At 64.3% G+C, this 15,708-nt stretch carries 18 protein-coding genes; 16 read left to right on the top strand and 2 right to left on the bottom strand.

The window, feature by feature from the left end:
* Nucleotides 1-35 precede the first annotated feature (35 nt).
* The 6 genes from O6R08_RS06445 (at nucleotide 36) to hisG (ending at nucleotide 4,120) form a co-directional block, all read left to right on the top strand.
* Nucleotides 36-689, top strand: a complete 654-nt coding sequence (locus O6R08_RS06445) for a histidine phosphatase family protein (protein WP_271417395.1) — start codon at nucleotides 36-38, stop codon at nucleotides 687-689.
* A gap of 52 nt (nucleotides 690-741) precedes the next feature.
* Nucleotides 742-1,323 (top strand): DUF3090 domain-containing protein, encoded by a 582-nt coding sequence (locus tag O6R08_RS06440; RefSeq protein WP_271417394.1) that lies wholly within the window; start codon nucleotides 742-744, stop codon nucleotides 1,321-1,323.
* Nucleotides 1,320-2,120 carry an SCO1664 family protein gene (locus tag O6R08_RS06435; protein WP_333907878.1) on the top strand — a complete coding sequence of 267 codons (801 nt, stop codon included), beginning with the start codon at nucleotides 1,320-1,322 and terminating at the stop codon, nucleotides 2,118-2,120. The genes O6R08_RS06440 and O6R08_RS06435 overlap by 4 nt, the downstream gene beginning before the upstream one ends.
* A gap of 71 nt (nucleotides 2,121-2,191) precedes the next feature.
* Nucleotides 2,192-2,857: a nicotinamide riboside transporter PnuC gene (gene pnuC / locus O6R08_RS06430; protein ID WP_271417393.1), complete on the top strand. Its 666-nt coding sequence runs from the start codon at nucleotides 2,192-2,194 to the stop codon at nucleotides 2,855-2,857.
* Nucleotides 2,858-2,929: 72 nt separating this feature from the next.
* Nucleotides 2,930-3,196, top strand: coding sequence for a phosphoribosyl-ATP diphosphatase (locus O6R08_RS06425; RefSeq protein WP_271417392.1), 267 nt, complete (start codon nucleotides 2,930-2,932; stop codon nucleotides 3,194-3,196).
* Between the two features lie 69 nt (nucleotides 3,197-3,265).
* Complete coding sequence (gene hisG, locus O6R08_RS06420) at nucleotides 3,266-4,120, top strand: ATP phosphoribosyltransferase (RefSeq protein ID WP_271417391.1); 855 nt, start codon at nucleotides 3,266-3,268, stop codon at nucleotides 4,118-4,120.
* 106 nt (nucleotides 4,121-4,226) lie between these two features.
* On the opposite strand, the gene O6R08_RS06415 is transcribed toward hisG, so the two are convergent.
* Nucleotides 4,227-4,841, bottom strand: a complete 615-nt coding sequence (locus O6R08_RS06415; RefSeq protein ID WP_271417390.1) for a hypothetical protein — start codon at nucleotides 4,839-4,841, stop codon at nucleotides 4,227-4,229.
* A 139-nt stretch (nucleotides 4,842-4,980) separates the two neighbouring features.
* Between O6R08_RS06415 and O6R08_RS06410 the strand changes: the two genes are divergently transcribed.
* The 7 genes from O6R08_RS06410 (at nucleotide 4,981) to pheT (ending at nucleotide 11,793) form a co-directional block, all read left to right on the top strand.
* A complete protein-coding gene (locus O6R08_RS06410) occupies nucleotides 4,981-5,421 on the top strand; it encodes an SseB family protein (RefSeq protein ID WP_271419291.1) in 441 nt (146 codons plus the stop codon).
* 366 nt (nucleotides 5,422-5,787) lie between these two features.
* Nucleotides 5,788-6,429 (top strand): translation initiation factor IF-3, encoded by a 642-nt coding sequence (infC, locus tag O6R08_RS06405; RefSeq protein WP_271417389.1) that lies wholly within the window; start codon nucleotides 5,788-5,790, stop codon nucleotides 6,427-6,429.
* 100 nt (nucleotides 6,430-6,529) lie between these two features.
* On the top strand, nucleotides 6,530-6,736 hold the full coding sequence (gene rpmI, locus O6R08_RS06400) for a 50S ribosomal protein L35 (protein ID WP_015582520.1): 207 nt from the start codon (nucleotides 6,530-6,532) through the stop codon (nucleotides 6,734-6,736).
* Nucleotides 6,737-6,835: 99 nt separating this feature from the next.
* Complete coding sequence (rplT, locus tag O6R08_RS06395) at nucleotides 6,836-7,207, top strand: 50S ribosomal protein L20 (protein WP_069101235.1); 372 nt, start codon at nucleotides 6,836-6,838, stop codon at nucleotides 7,205-7,207.
* A 1-nt stretch (nucleotide 7,208) separates the two neighbouring features.
* Entirely contained in the window at nucleotides 7,209-8,030 is an 822-nt protein-coding gene (locus tag O6R08_RS06390) for a TrmH family RNA methyltransferase (RefSeq protein ID WP_271417388.1), read from the top strand.
* A 137-nt stretch (nucleotides 8,031-8,167) separates the two neighbouring features.
* Nucleotides 8,168-9,277 (top strand): phenylalanine--tRNA ligase subunit alpha, encoded by a 1,110-nt coding sequence (pheS, locus tag O6R08_RS06385; RefSeq protein ID WP_271417387.1) that lies wholly within the window; start codon nucleotides 8,168-8,170, stop codon nucleotides 9,275-9,277.
* Nucleotides 9,274-11,793 (top strand): phenylalanine--tRNA ligase subunit beta, encoded by a 2,520-nt coding sequence (gene pheT, locus O6R08_RS06380; protein ID WP_271417386.1) that lies wholly within the window; start codon nucleotides 9,274-9,276, stop codon nucleotides 11,791-11,793. The genes pheS and pheT overlap by 4 nt, the downstream gene beginning before the upstream one ends.
* Nucleotides 11,794-11,878: 85 nt before the next feature.
* On the opposite strand, the gene bioB is transcribed toward pheT, so the two are convergent.
* The gene (gene bioB / locus O6R08_RS06375) at nucleotides 11,879-13,045 is read right to left on the bottom strand and encodes a biotin synthase BioB (RefSeq protein ID WP_271417385.1); all 1,167 of its coding nucleotides are present in this window, start codon (nucleotides 13,043-13,045) and stop codon (nucleotides 11,879-11,881) included.
* A 70-nt stretch (nucleotides 13,046-13,115) separates the two neighbouring features.
* Here bioB and O6R08_RS06370 point away from each other — a divergent pair, with 70 nt between their 5' ends.
* From O6R08_RS06370 to tyrS, 3 genes are all read left to right on the top strand, one after another.
* A complete protein-coding gene (locus O6R08_RS06370; protein WP_271417384.1) occupies nucleotides 13,116-13,682 on the top strand; it encodes a TetR/AcrR family transcriptional regulator C-terminal domain-containing protein in 567 nt (188 codons plus the stop codon).
* A gap of 96 nt (nucleotides 13,683-13,778) precedes the next feature.
* Nucleotides 13,779-14,318, top strand: a complete 540-nt coding sequence (locus O6R08_RS06365) for an arginine repressor (RefSeq protein WP_271417383.1) — start codon at nucleotides 13,779-13,781, stop codon at nucleotides 14,316-14,318.
* An 86-nt stretch (nucleotides 14,319-14,404) separates the two neighbouring features.
* Nucleotides 14,405-15,661, top strand: a complete 1,257-nt coding sequence (gene tyrS, locus O6R08_RS06360) for a tyrosine--tRNA ligase (protein WP_271417382.1) — start codon at nucleotides 14,405-14,407, stop codon at nucleotides 15,659-15,661.
* Nucleotides 15,662-15,708: the final 47 nt, after the last annotated feature.

Below are 15,708 nucleotides of genomic sequence, written 5' to 3'. Positions count from 1 at the left end.
AAGGCTCCGCACTCAAGGCGCACTACAGTGACGCCATGGCGCGACTTCTGCTCATTCGACACGGGCGTACCGAGGCCAACGCGAAGGGCGTACTGGCAGGCCGTTCGGACCATCCCCTCGACGAGGTCGGTGTGCGCGACGTACGAGTCCTGGCATCCCATCTGAGCGGCCTGGCCCCCGAGTTCGTCGCCACCTCCCCGGTGGCACGAGCACGGCAGACGGCCGCAATCCTCACCGAAGGAGCCGGGTGGACCTGTCCGGTGCGCGTGGACGACGACGTCGCCGAGTGCGATTACGGAACGTGGGCGGGACGATCGTTGGTGAGCCTGAGCAGCGAGCCGGGTTGGCGCACCGTGGTCGACAACCCGCCCGAGGCTGTCTTCCCGGGCGGTGAAACGATGGCCGAAATGTTTCGCCGCACGGCCCAGGCAGCCCGCAGAATCGCTGCCGAGGTGGGTGATGGCGCGGCAGTTGTCGTCAGTCATGGAGACCCGTTGCGTGCCATCGTCGCCGACCTGATGGGTCTGCCGCACCGGCTCTTCCACTCCTTGGTCATCAGCCCAGCCAGCATGACGGTACTCGTCCAGGACGCCGCGACGTGGCGTGTCCAGACCCTCAACTGGCGCCCGGACAAGCCGTGGGGCCTCGGATCGAGCGCGGGCCGTCATCTAGGCGGTGACACCCAGTGAGACCGGGTCCAGCCTGTGCCCATCGCCACGGCTGAGTGGCTAGGGTGGAGACATGACCCGCCGCACCTTCCGATTTGAACGGCCCGATCGAGTCGTGGTCGGTACTGTCGGTCGTCCGGGGGCACGAGTCTTTCATCTCCAGGTTCGTGAGGGTTCGCGCTTGGTGACGGTGCGCTGCGAGAAGGCCCAGATCAGCCAGCTTGCCCTCCAGATGGACCGGATCCTGGACGGATTGGCCGCCCATGCCGCCGACGTCTTGGTCCCGCCGACGATCCAGACCCCTGACGACCTTGCCCCGCTGGATGCGCCCCTGGACGTGGAATTCACGGTGGGCACCATGGCGATGGCCTTCGATGAGCCGACCAAGCGCGTCGAGATTGAGATGTACGCCGTCAGTGATGACGAATTGATGATCACCGACCCCGCAATGCTGTTGACCACCCTCCCGGACGCGGCACCCGATTGCCTCGAAATCTTCATGACGACCTCTCAGGCTCGCCAATTCGTCGCGCGGTGCAGTGTCGTCGTGGCGTCGGGACGTCAGTACTGTCCGTACTGCTCCCAGCAGATCCTGTCAGCCGAGGGTCACCTGTGCCCCCGGTCAAATGGCTACCGCAAGCCGCTGGTGTGGTGAGCGCGACGAACCCCTGGGACCTGCCACGAGCGCCTGGTCCCCGCGCCCCGTGGCGGATCGACGCTGCCCTGCCCGATTCCAGTAACGGCGCACTCCTGGTGCGCGATGCGGACGACCGGTCGTGGGTGTACAAACCGATTGCCCACGAACGGCGTCTCCACGATTTTCCTGCCGGGACCTTGGCCAGACGCGAGGTGGCGTCCTACCTGCTGTCCTACGTCATGGGTATTGCTTTGGTGCCAGTGACCGTGTTCGTCGAGGACGGCCCGCGAGGGGCTGGTTCGATGCAGCGATGGATCGACGACGACGCGGAGAATCCGCTGGTCGTCGCGGACGTCACGGAAGGTCTGCCGCCCCACTGGCACGGATTCCTCCTGGGCATCGACGAGGACGATCGCGAGATCGGTCTCGCCCATTCTCCGCATCCCGCCTTGCGTGCCCTGGCCCTCTTCGACGCTGTCGCCAACAACGCTGACCGCAAGGGTGGTCACGTCCTGGTCGGTCCCGACCCTGATCTGGGGGGAATCCCGCACGTGTGGGCGGTGGACAATGGCCTGGCTTTTCACACCGCGCCCAAGTTGCGCACGGTGTTGTGGGGATGGGCCGGCCAATCTCTGGAACCGGTCGAGGAGATGATGCTCGACCAGGTTGCCACTGTGCCTGATGGCGTTTTCGACGGGTTGATCACTGTGGGCGAGATCGAGGCGTTACGGCAGCGAGCCGCTGACCTCCTTGCCTTCGGTGCTTTCCCAGGCCCGAGCGGACTGCGACCATCCCTGCCGTGGCCGCCCGTGTGACGGGTGAAGGCACCACGGCACCATCTGCGACAATGAGGTGACCACCGGGTGGTGGTCGGAAAGGTCTCACCGTGTCCGACGTCCTCACATCCCTGCTCAACGCCCAGCTCGATGTGGGTCTGGGCAAGCCGATTCTGTGGCGCGAGGTCATCGGGAACCTGTTTGGACTGGCATCGGCGCTGGGCGGTGCCCGCCGACGGGTCTGGGCCTGGCCGGTCGGCATCGTCGGGAACATCATCTTGTTCACCGTTTTCCTGGGCGGGGTGTTCCACACTCCTCAGGACCTCGACCTGTGGGGTCAGGCCGGACGTCAGATCTTCTTCATGGCGACCAGTGCCTATGGCTGGGTGGTGTGGGCGGCGACCCGACGCAACAACGGCGCATCCCAGGTGGCCGTTCATCCCCGGTGGGCCACCCGTCGGGAACGCATCTTCAGCCTGCTGGCCGTCCTCGTCATGTTCATCGTCTTTTATGGCGTCCTCAGGGCCCTCGGCTCGTGGGGTCCGCTGTCGGATTCCTGGATCCTCACCGGATCGATTCTGGCCACCTGGGGGATGGCGCGAGGCTGGAATGAGTTCTGGTTCGTGTGGATCGCCGTGGACATCGTCGGCGTCCCCCTGTTGGCGAGCGCGCAGTACTACCCGAGTGCCTTGCTGTACGTCTTTTACGGGGCCTTTTGCGTTTACGGCTTCCTCACGTGGTGGCGCACTCAGCGCCCAGCAGAGGCCGACAACTGATCCGTCATGAGGAGTGGTCCGTCACGTGGACCGTGCCATCGCCATGCCGCCTCCGTCGGTAGCGTGGCCACTGTGAGCAAGACATTCGAGGAACTCTTTTCCGAGCTGTCCAGCAAGGCGCAGACCCGCCCAGCCGGGTCGTCGACCGTCGAGGAGCTCGACCGCGGAGTGCACGCCATCGGCAAGAAGATCGTGGAAGAAGCCTCCGAGGTCTGGATGGCCGCCGAGTATGAGGGCAATGAGAGGCTGGCCGAGGAAATCAGCCAGGAGATCTACCACCTGCAGGTCATGATGATCAAGCAGGGGCTGACCCTCGACGACGTCTACAAATATCTGTGAATGCCCCTGGCCAGGTTGACTGGCCGGTCCTGTCATGTCCGTGATTCCTTCATATCTTGAGGAGAACTCATGTCCGAATTGCTGCGCGTCGCAATACCGAACAAGGGTGCCCTGTCAGAAGCGGCGTCCTCCCTGCTGACCGAGGCTGGTTACCGTCAACGCTCCGATCGCAAGGACCTCACCCTGGTCGACGAGGCCAATGGGGTGGAGTTCTTCTACCTGCGACCCCGTGACATCGCGGTCTACGTCGGCGAGGGAACCCTCGACATCGGTATCACCGGCCGTGACCTGCTGCTGGATTCAGGTGCCGACGCCGTTGAGATCAAGGGCCTGGGTTTTGGTCACTCACGGTTCCGTTTCGCCGCACCGAAGGGCCCCGAGAACACCGTGGAGGGTCTGTCAGGTAAGCGCATCGCGACGTCGTACCCGGGCCTGCTCGGGGCTTTCCTGGCCAAGAGCGGTATCGACGCGCACCTCATTCACCTCGACGGTGCCGTCGAGTCCTCGATCCGGCTCGGGGTGGCTGACGCCATCGCCGACGTCGTCGAGACCGGGACCACCCTGCGCAAGGCGGGCCTCGAGGTGTTCGGAGACGTCATCCTGGAATCCGAGGCCGTGCTCATTGGGCGCCGAGACTTCACTGGTGGCACGACTTTCGACCATTTCATGCGTCGCATCGACGGGGTCCAGGTGGCCCGCAGCTACGTCATGGTCGACTACGACGTGCCAGCCGAGGCCCTCAGCGCCGTCACCGAGCTGACCCCAGGCCTGGAAGCCCCGACCGTCTCACCGTTGTCCAAGGACGGCTGGTATGCCGTACGCGCCATGGTTCCCCGCCAGGACGTGCAAGGACTCATGGATGAGCTGTGGGACGCCGGTGCCCGCGCCATCTTGTCGACCGAGCTGTCTGCCTGCCGACTGTGACCGCCACGCGCCTTCCAGCCCCACGCGCTCGCAGGTCACGCGTGACACGGTGGTGGGCGCCCTCTTGATCGCAGCCCACAACCGTGCAATGCGTTTCAGGCCAGGATCAGTTGAGGCCACGCCTGCGCAGGATGTCCTCGACTTCGGCGTCCGCATCCTTCTCGGTGGCCGAGACATTCGGGGAAGCGGTGGAGCTGGAACCCGGTGTCGACGACGTGGAGGGCCACCCCTGAGCCGGCGCATTGGCTGACGACTTCGCGGTGTTGGCACCGGAACCCGTCGTCTGATTCGTCCACGGCTGTTGGGACCCATTCTGGGGGGACCCAGAGCCTGTGGATGCCGATTCCCTCGATGCATTCTTGGGTCGGGCCTGCTTGCGCGCCGCGTGTTCCTTTCGGCGTTGACGTCCAGTCTCTCGGTCCACCGGGGTCATGAACCCGGCCACCAGCCAGGTCACCAGACCAACGGCGAGGACGACGACGCCAATCCAGATGGTCGTGGTCATGGTGGTGGCAGCAAACCAGTTCACGACCAGGCGGAGCGCCCGGACCAACAGGCGCATCAATCCGGTCAGGACCAGGCCGACCGGGATGAGGGTCAGGCCCAATCCGCGCAGCAGGGCACGGGAGGAGCGGCGTGACAGCCACCCCGACAGGGCCCACAGCAGCGGCAGGAAGACCAGGACAATAGTGACGACGGCAACGACGGTCGTTTCGCTCATGCCTCAACTGTTCCACACGGTGGGGAGTTTTGTGTCCAGTCCCTGGTTCAGCAGCGGGCACGGTGACCGGGCAGGGCTGTCGTGGCCGTCAACTAGTGTTCAACAGGTGCCTGCTCCACTCTCTCCCACCGGCGGCGACATGGGGGACGCCGATCCCCGGGTGCGCGCTGCCCTGGCAGCCTGTCTGACTGACGACCCCGACGCATATCGCAACGCCTACCTCGAAGCGGTGTCCACCTTGTGTGCGGGGGCCCGTCTCTTCATGCCAGTCATGGCTGACGAGGCCGGTGAGATTGGTGCGGTCAAGATGTCCAACGAGCAGGGGAGTACAGCCTTGCTGGCCTTCACCGGCATCGACTCCCTGACAGCATGGGATTCTCGTGCCAGACCAGTTCCCGGTTCGCTCCCCGATCTGGCCGCCACCGTCACCGAGGTTCAGGCCGACGCCCTCCTCATCGACGTCGCGGGTCCGGCGCCACTGGTCATGGGGCCAGAGGTCCTCGGCCCGGTCGAGCACGGCGGAAAACTCGTGAAGTTTGACGACGGTTGGGGTTGGGTGCGTGGCGAGGACCTGTCCTGACGCAGATGCTCTTGGCGCGCGCTGTGTCCAGGTGAAGGTCCTTTCCCCGATTTGGGGTCACAGCCCCTGATGCCGTATCATGGCACGAGCGATCAGTGCAGAACTGGTCACGTGGAAGAGGGGGCCTGACCTCCCACCTGGGCGGATACCGTTCGCCGGGTCTTCAGTGACGAGCTCGAGAGTTGACTCTCAGATGTTCGTCAAGGTGCGTGTGCACCCGTATGAGTCAGGCCTTCGCATGTCCGCGGGGGCCTTTTCCTGTACCCGGGTCGCGGAGACGTAGACACGTCCCCATGGTGAACAGATATCCGGGAGGACCCCATCAGTACTGAACCTCGCATCAACGAGCGGATCCGTGTTCCTGAGGTGCGCCTGGTCGGCCCCAAGGGCGAACAGGTCGGCATCGTCAGGGTTGAGCAGGCCCTGCAGCTCGCCCGCGAGCAGGACCTCGATCTGGTCGAGGTGGCTCCGCAGGCCCGGCCCCCTGTCGTCAAGCTCATGGACTACGGCAAGTTCAAGTACGAGGCGGCACAGAAGGCCCGGGAGTCGCGACGCAACCAGGCGAACTCCGTCATCAAGGAGATGAAGCTGCGTCCCAAGATCGACGACCACGACTACGAGACCAAGAAGAGCCACGTCCTGCGGTTCCTCAAGGCCGGCGACAAGGTCAAGATCACGATCATGTTCCGTGGCCGTGAACAGTCCCGTCCGGAACTCGGCGTCAATCTGCTGAGTCGTCTTGCTGACGATCTGGCTGAGTACGCGACCGTTGAGTCCCCTCCCAAGCAGGAGGGTCGCAACATGCTCATGATCCTTGCCCCGACTCGCAAGAAGAACGAGGCCAAGGCGGATCAGAAGGCTGAGCGCGACCGTCGCGCTGCTGAGCGTGCCGAGGCTGCTGAGGCTGACAAGGCCTACGAGGCTGCTCAGCGGGCTGCTGCCGGCACCGCCAAGAAAAAGAAGAAGAAGGGTCCTGTCGACAACATGGACCCCGACATCGACCTCTGAGCACTGCTTGGAACCCGGCGATCCGGTCTTCACCGGTGAACCAGCCCGGGACCTTCCCTCCGGTCCGCGGGACGACACACATGAACGAATGGAGTCATCCATGCCCAAGATGAAGAGCCACTCCGGGACGAAGAAGCGTTTCAAGGTCACCGGCTCCGGCAAGGTCACCGCTCGCAAGGCAGGCAAGCGCCACCTCAACGAGCACAAGTCCTCGCGCGTCACTCGCCGTCTGACCGGCGAGACCGTGCTGCCCAAGGGGGAAGCCGCCAAGGTCAAGAAGCTGCTTGCCGGCCACCCCGGCCGCTGACGACCCCGACGTCGCCACTGACGACGTCCTCAAGCCCACTGGGCGGCACACGCCCCGAACCAATCCGGGACTGACCCGGCAGATCCAAGGAGAATCACCATGGCACGCGTGAAGCGTTCTGTGAATGCCAAGAAGAAGCGTCGTGAGGTCCTCGACCAGGCCTCCGGCTACCGCGGACAGCGTTCCCGCCTGTACCGCAAGGCCAAGGAGCAGACCCTCCATTCGGCCACCTACTCGTTCCGCGACCGTCGCGCCAAGAAGGGCGACTTCCGCTCGCTGTGGATCCAGCGCATCAACGCTGCCTCCCGCGCTCAGGGCATGACCTACAACCGTTTCATCAACGGTCTGAAGAATGCCGGCATTGAGGTTGACCGCAAGATGCTCGCCGAGCTGGCCGTCTCCGACATTGACGCCTTCAACAGCCTCGTCGAGGTCGCCAAGGCCAACCAGCCTCAAAACGCTGCTGCCTGACGTGGGCATGACTGACGGGCCGAACGACGACCGCTCGAGGTGGGATCGCATCTCGAAGGGGTCGCTGCGTTCGGCCCGTCGTCTGTCATCTCGACGCGGACGTGAGGAATCCGGACTTTTCCTCGTCGAAGGTGCACAGGCGGTACGCGAGGCGCTGAAATGGCCAGGCAAGGTGAACTTGCTGGCCACATCCGATCCGGTGCGTGACGCCGACCATGTCGAGGCCGCCCAACGTCGTGGCATTCGGGTGGCTCTCCTGACTGACGGGGACGTCAATGCCTTGTCCGACACCGTCACCAGCCAGGGGGTCTTCGCCGTCTGCCGTCAGGTCACCCGCCACGAACTGCCCGACAGGGACCTCCGTCTGGCCGTCATCTGCGCTCAGGTCCGTGACCCCGGTAACGCCGGAACGGTGATCCGCTGCGCCGATGCGTTCGGCGCCGATTGCGTGATCCTGACGCGCGGGTCGGTGGACCCGCACAACCCCAAGACGGTCCGGTCCTCGGTGGGGTCGATCTTCCACCTGCCCGTCATCGTCGGAGTCGACCTTGCCGATGCCGTCGAATGGGCTCACAACCACCAGATGACGGTGCTTGCCGCTGATGGGGGAGGACACAGCCTCGACGCCGTCGCCAGGTCAGGACGTCTCAAGAAACCCATTGCGTGGCTGATGGGCAACGAGGCGTGGGGACTGCCGCAGGAAGACCGGGCCCTGGCTGACGAGGTCGTCGGGGTTCCGATGTGGGGATCTGCTGAGTCCCTCAACCTGTCCACCGCTGCTGCCGTGGTGTTGTATGCCACGGCCAGTGAACAGCGCGCCTGAGGACCGAACGGCCTCCACCCGTCATTGACGGCGTCGACACCGGCGATACCACTAGACTCGTGGTGATCGACGCCAGTCGCACACGCGCGCCCGGAGACGGGCGCCTTTCCAACCTCAACCCATCAGGGGGAAGGCCCATGAGTGGCCCCAACACGAATCATGACCCGGTGCAGGTGAGCACCCTGGACGCTGACCAGATCGAGGCTCGAGTGGCCGAGGCCCTGGCGGCGATCGCCGGGGCGTCCTCCGCTGCCGAGCTCAAGCAGGTGCGCATCGCCCACACTGGCGACAAGTCCCCGTTGGCCTTGGCCAACCGCGGGATCGGTGCTCTGCCTCCGGCCGACCGCAAGGACGCCGGAAAGCGAATCGGTCAGGCGCGTGGCCGCGTCAACCAGGCTCTCCAGGCTCGCCAGGAGGAGTTGACTCAGGCAGAGCTGGAGGCGCGGCTCGCCGCCGAGACCACCGACGTCACCCTGCCCGTCGCCATGTCACCGCAGGGAGCCACCCACCCGATCACGGCCCTTATCGACGATGTCTGCGACGTCTTCACAGCCATGGGTTGGGACGTCGCGGAGGGCCCGGAGGCCGAGGCCGAGTGGTTCAACTTCGACGCGTTGAACCTTGGCAGCGACCATCCTGCCCGCGCCTTGCAAGACACGTTGTGGCTCGATCCGGTCAGCGACGGCAAGTGCATGCGCACGGCCACCAGCCCGGTACAGATTCACACCCTGCTCACGCAAACCCCGCCGGTACGCATCATCAGCCCCGGCAAGGTCTTTCGCGCTGACGAGTACGACGCCACCCACCTGCCGGTGTTCCACCAGGTCGAGGGCCTGTGCGTCGACAAGGGCATCACGATGGGTCACCTCAAGGGCACCGTCGACGCCTTCGCTCGCGCCATGTTCGGTGATGTGAGTACCCGCTTCCGTCCGCACTACTTCCCGTTCACCGAGCCCAGCGCCGAGGTCGATCTGGAATGTTTCGTGTGCCACGGTGCCTCGGTCGGCAATCCCGACCGTCCGTGTCGTACCTGTCGCTCCGAGGGATGGATCGAGTGGGGCGGCTGCGGCATCGTCAACCCGCGGGTGCTCGTCGCCTGCGGCATCGACACCGACGTCTACTCCGGATTCGCCTTCGGTATGGGTATTGACCGCACAGTGATGTTCCGCAACAACGCCCCTGACCTGCGTGACTTCGTCGAGGGTGACGTCCGATTCAGCCGCTCACTCAAGGGAGGAGCACGATGAAGGTACCCATGTCATGGCTGGAAGCCATGGTCAACCTGCCTGACGGCACCACCACTGACCAGGTGGCCCAGGCCCTCACCGATCACACCGCGACCGTCGAGAAGGTCGAGGTCGTGGGGGGCGAATTGACCGGCCCGATCGTCATCGGTCATATCCTTTCTGCGGTGCCTGAGCCGCAGAAGAACGGCAAAACCATCAATTGGTGCCGAGTCGATGTCGGGCCCAGGTACAACGCTGAGGGACACCCCAAGAACGTCGAGGAGGGCGTCGAGGGACGCGGCATCATCTGTGGCGCTCCCAATGCCGTCGAAGGCGCGTGGGTCGTCGTCTCCCTGCCCGGGGCCGTGCTGCCCGGCGGGTTCGCCATCAGTGCTCGCAAGACCTACGGACACATGTCCGACGGCATGCTCTGCGCCGCCGACGAGCTGGGTATCGGTGTCGACCACGAGGGAATCATCACCCTGCCGCCTTCTGTCGAGGGCCATCAGCTGGTTCCCGGCGAGGATGCCCTGCCGATTCTCGGGGTGCCTGAAGAGGTTCTTGACGTCGACGTCACCCCCGACATCGGTTACTGCATGTCGATGCGCGGTATTGCCCGCGAGGTGGCCCATGCCATGTCCGTGCACTTTCCGGATCCCTACGACGAGGAGCCGGTCGCCCCGGTTGCGGGTCCGATTGGGGTGGACATTCAGTCCGATGCCTGCAGCCGGTTCGTCGCGGTGCCGGTGAGTGGCCTGGACCCGCACGCCACGACCCCGCGCTTCATCGCCGACAGGATTACTCGCGCGGGGATGCGTCCGATCAACCTAGCCGTCGACGTCACCAACTACGTCATGCTGGAGTCCGGTCAGCCCCTGCACGCCTACGATGCCGACAAGGTGAGCGGGACGATCGTGGTCCGCAAGGCCCACGAGTCAGAGCATCTGGTTACCCTTGACGGCACCGAGCGCACCCTCGATCCTGACGATCTGGTCATCGCTGACGACTCGGGTGCCATTGGCCTGGCCGGGGTCATGGGTGGTGCCGCCACCGAGATGACCAGTGAGTCCACCTCTCTCATCCTTGAGGGTGCGTACTTTGATCCCATGACGGTGGCCCGGACGTACCGACGCCACAAGCTCGGTTCAGAGGCCTCCCGGCGCTTCGAGCGTGGCGTCGATCCGGTGTGCGCTCACAGTGCTGCGGTCCGTGCGGGCGAGCTGCTGGCTCAGTACGGCGGTGCAACCATCGGCGAGCCGACTGTCGTCGGTGAGGTTCCTGAGATGGCCCACCAGACCATCAGCGCTGAGCTGCCGGGCCGCATTCTTGGCACCACGGTGTCCACCGAGGAAGTCATCGAGATCCTGACCCGCTCAGGTGTCAAGGTGACCGCGCTGGGCGATTCTCTCAGCCTCGTCCCGCCGACCTGGCGTCCAGACCTCGTTGACGCATATGACTACGTCGAGGAGATCGGGCGCAAGATCGGCTTCGACCGTATCGAGCCTGCTCTTCCCCCCAACCTGGGAGCCGCTGGCCTCACGAGGGCCCAGCAGGCTCGTCGTCGTGTGTTGCGTTCGGTTGTCGAGGCCGGCTTCGTCGAGCTCATCACCTTGCCCTTCATCGGCGACAAGGATCTCGAGACCCTCGGCATCAGCGCCGATGATCCGCGTCATGCGACGGTCAAGATCGCCAATCCTCTCGACGACACTCACCCCTATCTGCGCACCAGCCTCTTGCCGGGACTTTTCCACGCCGTCGCGACGAACATGTCGCGCTCCCAGGACAATCTCGCGATCTTCGAGAGTGGTGCGGTGTTCCGTGCCGTGACCCCGGCCAAGGCCCCCCGCCCCGGTGTCGACGGGCCTCCCTCTCAGGAGATCCTGACCGAGATTGACGCTGCCCTGCCTGCCCAGCCGCGCATGCTCGCTGCGGTGGTCTGCGGCAACTGGCTGCCTGATCGTTGGGACGGCGATCCGGTCAAGGCCGATTGGCGTCATGCGGTTCTGGTGGCTCAGAAGGCCGCCGACGCCCTCGGTGTCACCCTGGAGCGCAAAGCCGACCGCCAGGCCCCCTGGCATCCAGGACGCTGCGCCGCCCTCATCGTGGATGGCACGGTCATCGGTCACGCCGGTGAGCTTCACCCGACTGTGGTGTCGAATGCTGGCCTTCCCCAGCGCACCTGCGCCGTCGAGTTCAACCTTGACGCCTTGGTCGCAGCCGCCCCCCAAGGTGGCCAGGTCGACGCCATCTCGAGCTTCCCGGTGGCCAAGGAAGATGTCGCCCTCGTCGTGGACCAGTCCGTTGCCAGCGAGGATGTCCGTCAGGCTCTCATCGAGGGAGCTGGGCCGTTGCTGGAGTCCGTCGAACTGTTCGACGTCTACGAGGGAGAACAGGTCGGGCAGGGGCACAAGTCGCTGGCGTTCAACCTGAGGCTGCGTGCTGCTGATCGGACTCTCACTGACGCTGAGGCAGCTGAGGCTCGTGACGCTGCGGTGGCGCGCGCCAAGGAAGTCTGCGGAGCTCAGTTGCGATCCTGAGACCTACCGATGGATGCCACGAGGGGCCGACGTGATGTCGGCCCCTCGTGGTTTCAGTTCAGGCTTGGGTTCGCGGTGACGTGTGTCAGGCGTTGGCCGGAACCTCGGTGCCGATACCGCGATGACGGATCGGAACCGCGTTGAGAGGAAGATCGGCCGACTGGTGCGAATCGACGGCGGTGTGGATCATGGGCTGGCCGTCTGCCCCCTCGGGAACGAACCCGCCATCGCGGATCATCTGCAGGTCGGCAGCGCCGGCAGCTCCCTCACTGGTGAGGTAGTCGCCCAGGAAGATGGAGTTGACGACCTCGAGGGCCAGCGGCTGCATGGTACGGATGTGCTGCTCACGTCCCGCCGCAGCGCGCACCTCGGAGTCCGGGTGTACGAAGCGGACCATGGCCAGACGCTTGAGGCACCACTGCGGGGTGATGTGCTGGGCGCCGCCGGCCAGGGGAGTTCCCTCGAAGGGAAGCAGGAAGTTCACGGGCACCGAGTCGACCCCGTGCTCGCGCAGGTCGAAGATGACGTCGACGAACTCCTCGTCGGTCTCTCCCATACCGGCGATGACTCCCGAGCAGGGGGACAGGCCGTTGCGCTTGAGGACCTCGACGGTGTCCATGCGGTCCTCGTAGGAGTGGGTGGTGCAAATCTCACCGTAGTGGGAGCGGGCGGTGTTGGCGTTGTGGTTGTAGGCGTCGGCTCCGGCCTCCTTGATGGATGCGGCCTTCTCGTCGTCCACGAAGCCCAGGCAGACGCAGACCTCGACGTCGGGATGGTCGGCCTTGAGGGAGCGCACCATGCCGTTGACACGCTCGACGTCGCGCTTGGAAGGGCCATGGCCCGAGGCCACCATGCAGACGCGACGGGCGCCACCGGCGATGCCAGCTTCGACGGCCTCGTGCACCTTCTCTGGGGAGGCCCAGGAGTACTTCATGATGTCTGCGCGTGACCCCAGGCGCTGCGAGCAGTAAGAGCAGTCCTCTGGGCACAGACCCGACTTGAGGTTGACCAGGTAGTTGAGGCGCACCCGGTTGTCGAAGAAGTGGCGACGAACCTTTCCGGCAGCCGCGATGATCGACATCAGCTCGTCGTCACTACTGCGAAGAATTTCGAGAGCCTCCTCGCGAGTGATCGACTCCCCCCTCAGGCCGCGCTCGGTCATGTCGGCTAGATTCAGCAATGCTCTGGTCCTTCCGAGACTGGAGACGTCCTGAACACCGTTCAGGATTGAACGGAGTTCAATGTAGTCCATGGGGTTGGACCGACGTGGGCCACCCCCGGCAAAAATCTCATCGAGAAGTCAGCGAGTTCGAGGAGTCGCCGTGAGTCTGACCAAGTCCGACGTCGTCCGGGCCGGGGTTGAGATCCTCGACACCTATGGGCTAGGCGACCTGTCCATGCGGCGGCTGGCCGAACGGCTCGGTGTCAAGGCTGGCGCCCTGTACTGGCATGTTGCCAACAAGCAAACCCTGTTGGCCGCAGTCAGCGATGAGATCTTGTCGGTGGACGGGGGCCCGACGTCGGTTCCAAATAGGGACTCTGGCCTCGCTGAGGGGGTTGACGAATGGGCTCGGTGTTTCCGACGCACCCTGCTGGCCCACCGTGACGGCGCGGAACTGGTGGCCTCGACCATTTCGGTGGGGCTGGCAGAAGTTGATCCCGCCAAGACCTTGTGTGAGTTCCTGGTAGCTCATGGTTGTGATGCTGATCGCGCCGGGGGAGTCTGTCGTGCCATCGTCCACCTCGTCCTTGGTCACACCATGGAGGAGCAGACGCGCACCCAGCTCCATGACCTGGGCGTCATGGGAGAGGTCGATCTGGCCCGACACGATGCCGATTTCGACCTCGCGTTGGGAATCTTCATCGCCGGCATGGAGAGCGTCCTGTGACTCGTGGCTGGACTCCGGCCACGCCATTGACGCATACTTATGTGGTATGCCGAATGGTTGGCGTCTGCGCCGATGGGGCGCAATCAAGGGGGTTCCATGAGTGAGGGGCACGCCGCACCGACCTCACGCACCGCGCGTCACGCCCGCATCCGCGCGCTGATTCAAGAAGGAAGGATCTCCTCGCAAGCCGAGTTAGGCGAGATCCTGGCTTCCGAAGGTTTTGTCGCATCCCAAGGCACCCTGTCGCGCGACCTCGTCGAGATCGGTGCCGTGAGGGGCCGTGATCTTGCTGGAAACCCGTGTTACTCAATTCCTGAGGGAGAACACCCTTCAGATGTGACGACGGGGTCACCGGCGTGGATCAAGCTGGCACGGATGACCAAGGAGCTGTGTACCGAGGTGCGCAACAACGAGTACCTCGTGGTGCTCAAGACACCTCCGGGAGCTGCTCAGTACTACGGATCTGCCATCGACAAGGCGGGGCTGGACATCATCTTGGGCACGATTGCCGGCGACGACACCATCGCCCTGATGTGTGCCACCGGAGTCGATGCCGGTGAACTCGCGGACGCCTTCTCCCAGATGGCCGCCACTGGCACGCCGGCTGAGATTCTCTCGCGTCCGGTCCACGCCTGAATGAACATGTCGAGGGCTCAGACGGCTCTGCCGGTAGACTGACGCCCAGTCGCCCCGTTTGGGGGTGTGGATGAGAGGACGATGACGTGTCGGATCTGTTGGACGACCTGGAGTGGAAAGGCTTTGTTGCTGATTCCACCGACCGTGAGGCATTGGAGGCCCACCTCGCCCAAGGACCCGTCACCTTCTATGTGGGCTTCGACCCGACCGCGAAGAGCCTCCACATCGGTCACCTCGTCCAGTTGATGCTGGTGCGAGCCCTACAGGAACGTGGACACAAGCCACTGCTCCTCGTCGGAGGGGCGACCGGCCTCATCGGAGACCCCAAGATGACCGGTGAGCGGCAGATGAACGACCGTGCGGTGGTCGCCGAGTGGGTCGAGTCCATCAAGGAGCAGGTGAGCAAGTACGTCGACACCGAGGGCCCGAATGCCGCTCGGATCGTCAACAACTACGACTGGATTGTCGAATACACCGCTCTGGATTTGCTGCGTGACGTCGGCAAACACTTCTCGGTCAACCGAATGCTGGCCCGAGATGTCGTGGCCCGACGTCTCGACAGCGGCATCTCGTACACCGAGTTCAGCTACGTCCTGCTGCAATCCCTGGACTTCTACGAGTTGCACAAGCGTTACGGCTGCACCTTGCAGACCGGTGCCCAGGATCAGTGGGGCAACATCACAGCCGGTGCGGAGTTCATCCGCAAGACGACCGGTGACGTCGTCCACGGCCTGGTCACTCCGCTGCTGACCAAGGCTGATGGCACCAAGTACGGCAAGACGGAGTCCGGGACGGTCTGGGTCGATCCGGAGTTGACCAGTGCCTACGCCTTCCACCAGTTCTTCCTCAATGCCGAAGACGCGAAGGTCATCGAGTACCTCAAGATTTTCAGCCCGCGTTCACGTGAGGAGATCGAGGACTTGGCTCGCAAGACCGAGGAGGAGCCGTGGCGTCGTGCCGCCCAGCATTGCCTGGCTGACGATCTCACCGATCTGGTTCATGGTGTGGAGCAGCGCAAGGCTGCTGAGGCGGCTGCTCAGGCGATCTTTGGACGCGGTGAATTGCGTGACCTCGGCGAAACGACGGTGATGTCCCTGGCCGATGAGCTCGGTGCTGGCCATCATGACGGCGGCGAGTACCCGACCATCGTCGACGCCATGGTTGCCGCTGGCATCGTCGATACGAAGTCTGCTGGTAAACGAGCGGTTGCGGAGGGTGGCGCTTACCTCAACAACGTCAAGGTCACCGATCCCGATCAGCGTCTGACTGACGACGATTTCCTGTGTGGCCGAGTTGCCCTGGTACGCCGTGGCAAGAAGACGGTGGGTGCCCTGACTCGCTGACTGTGGCGATGGCCTCATCCGTCCGGGGATTACCGTACTGACGGTGG

Source organism: Cutibacterium equinum, assembly GCF_028021195.1.
GTDB classification, from domain to species: domain Bacteria; phylum Actinomycetota; class Actinomycetes; order Propionibacteriales; family Propionibacteriaceae; genus Cutibacterium; species Cutibacterium equinum.
The sequence above is the reverse complement of the archived record's forward strand: the minus strand, read 5'-3'. Positions and strand labels throughout refer to the sequence as shown.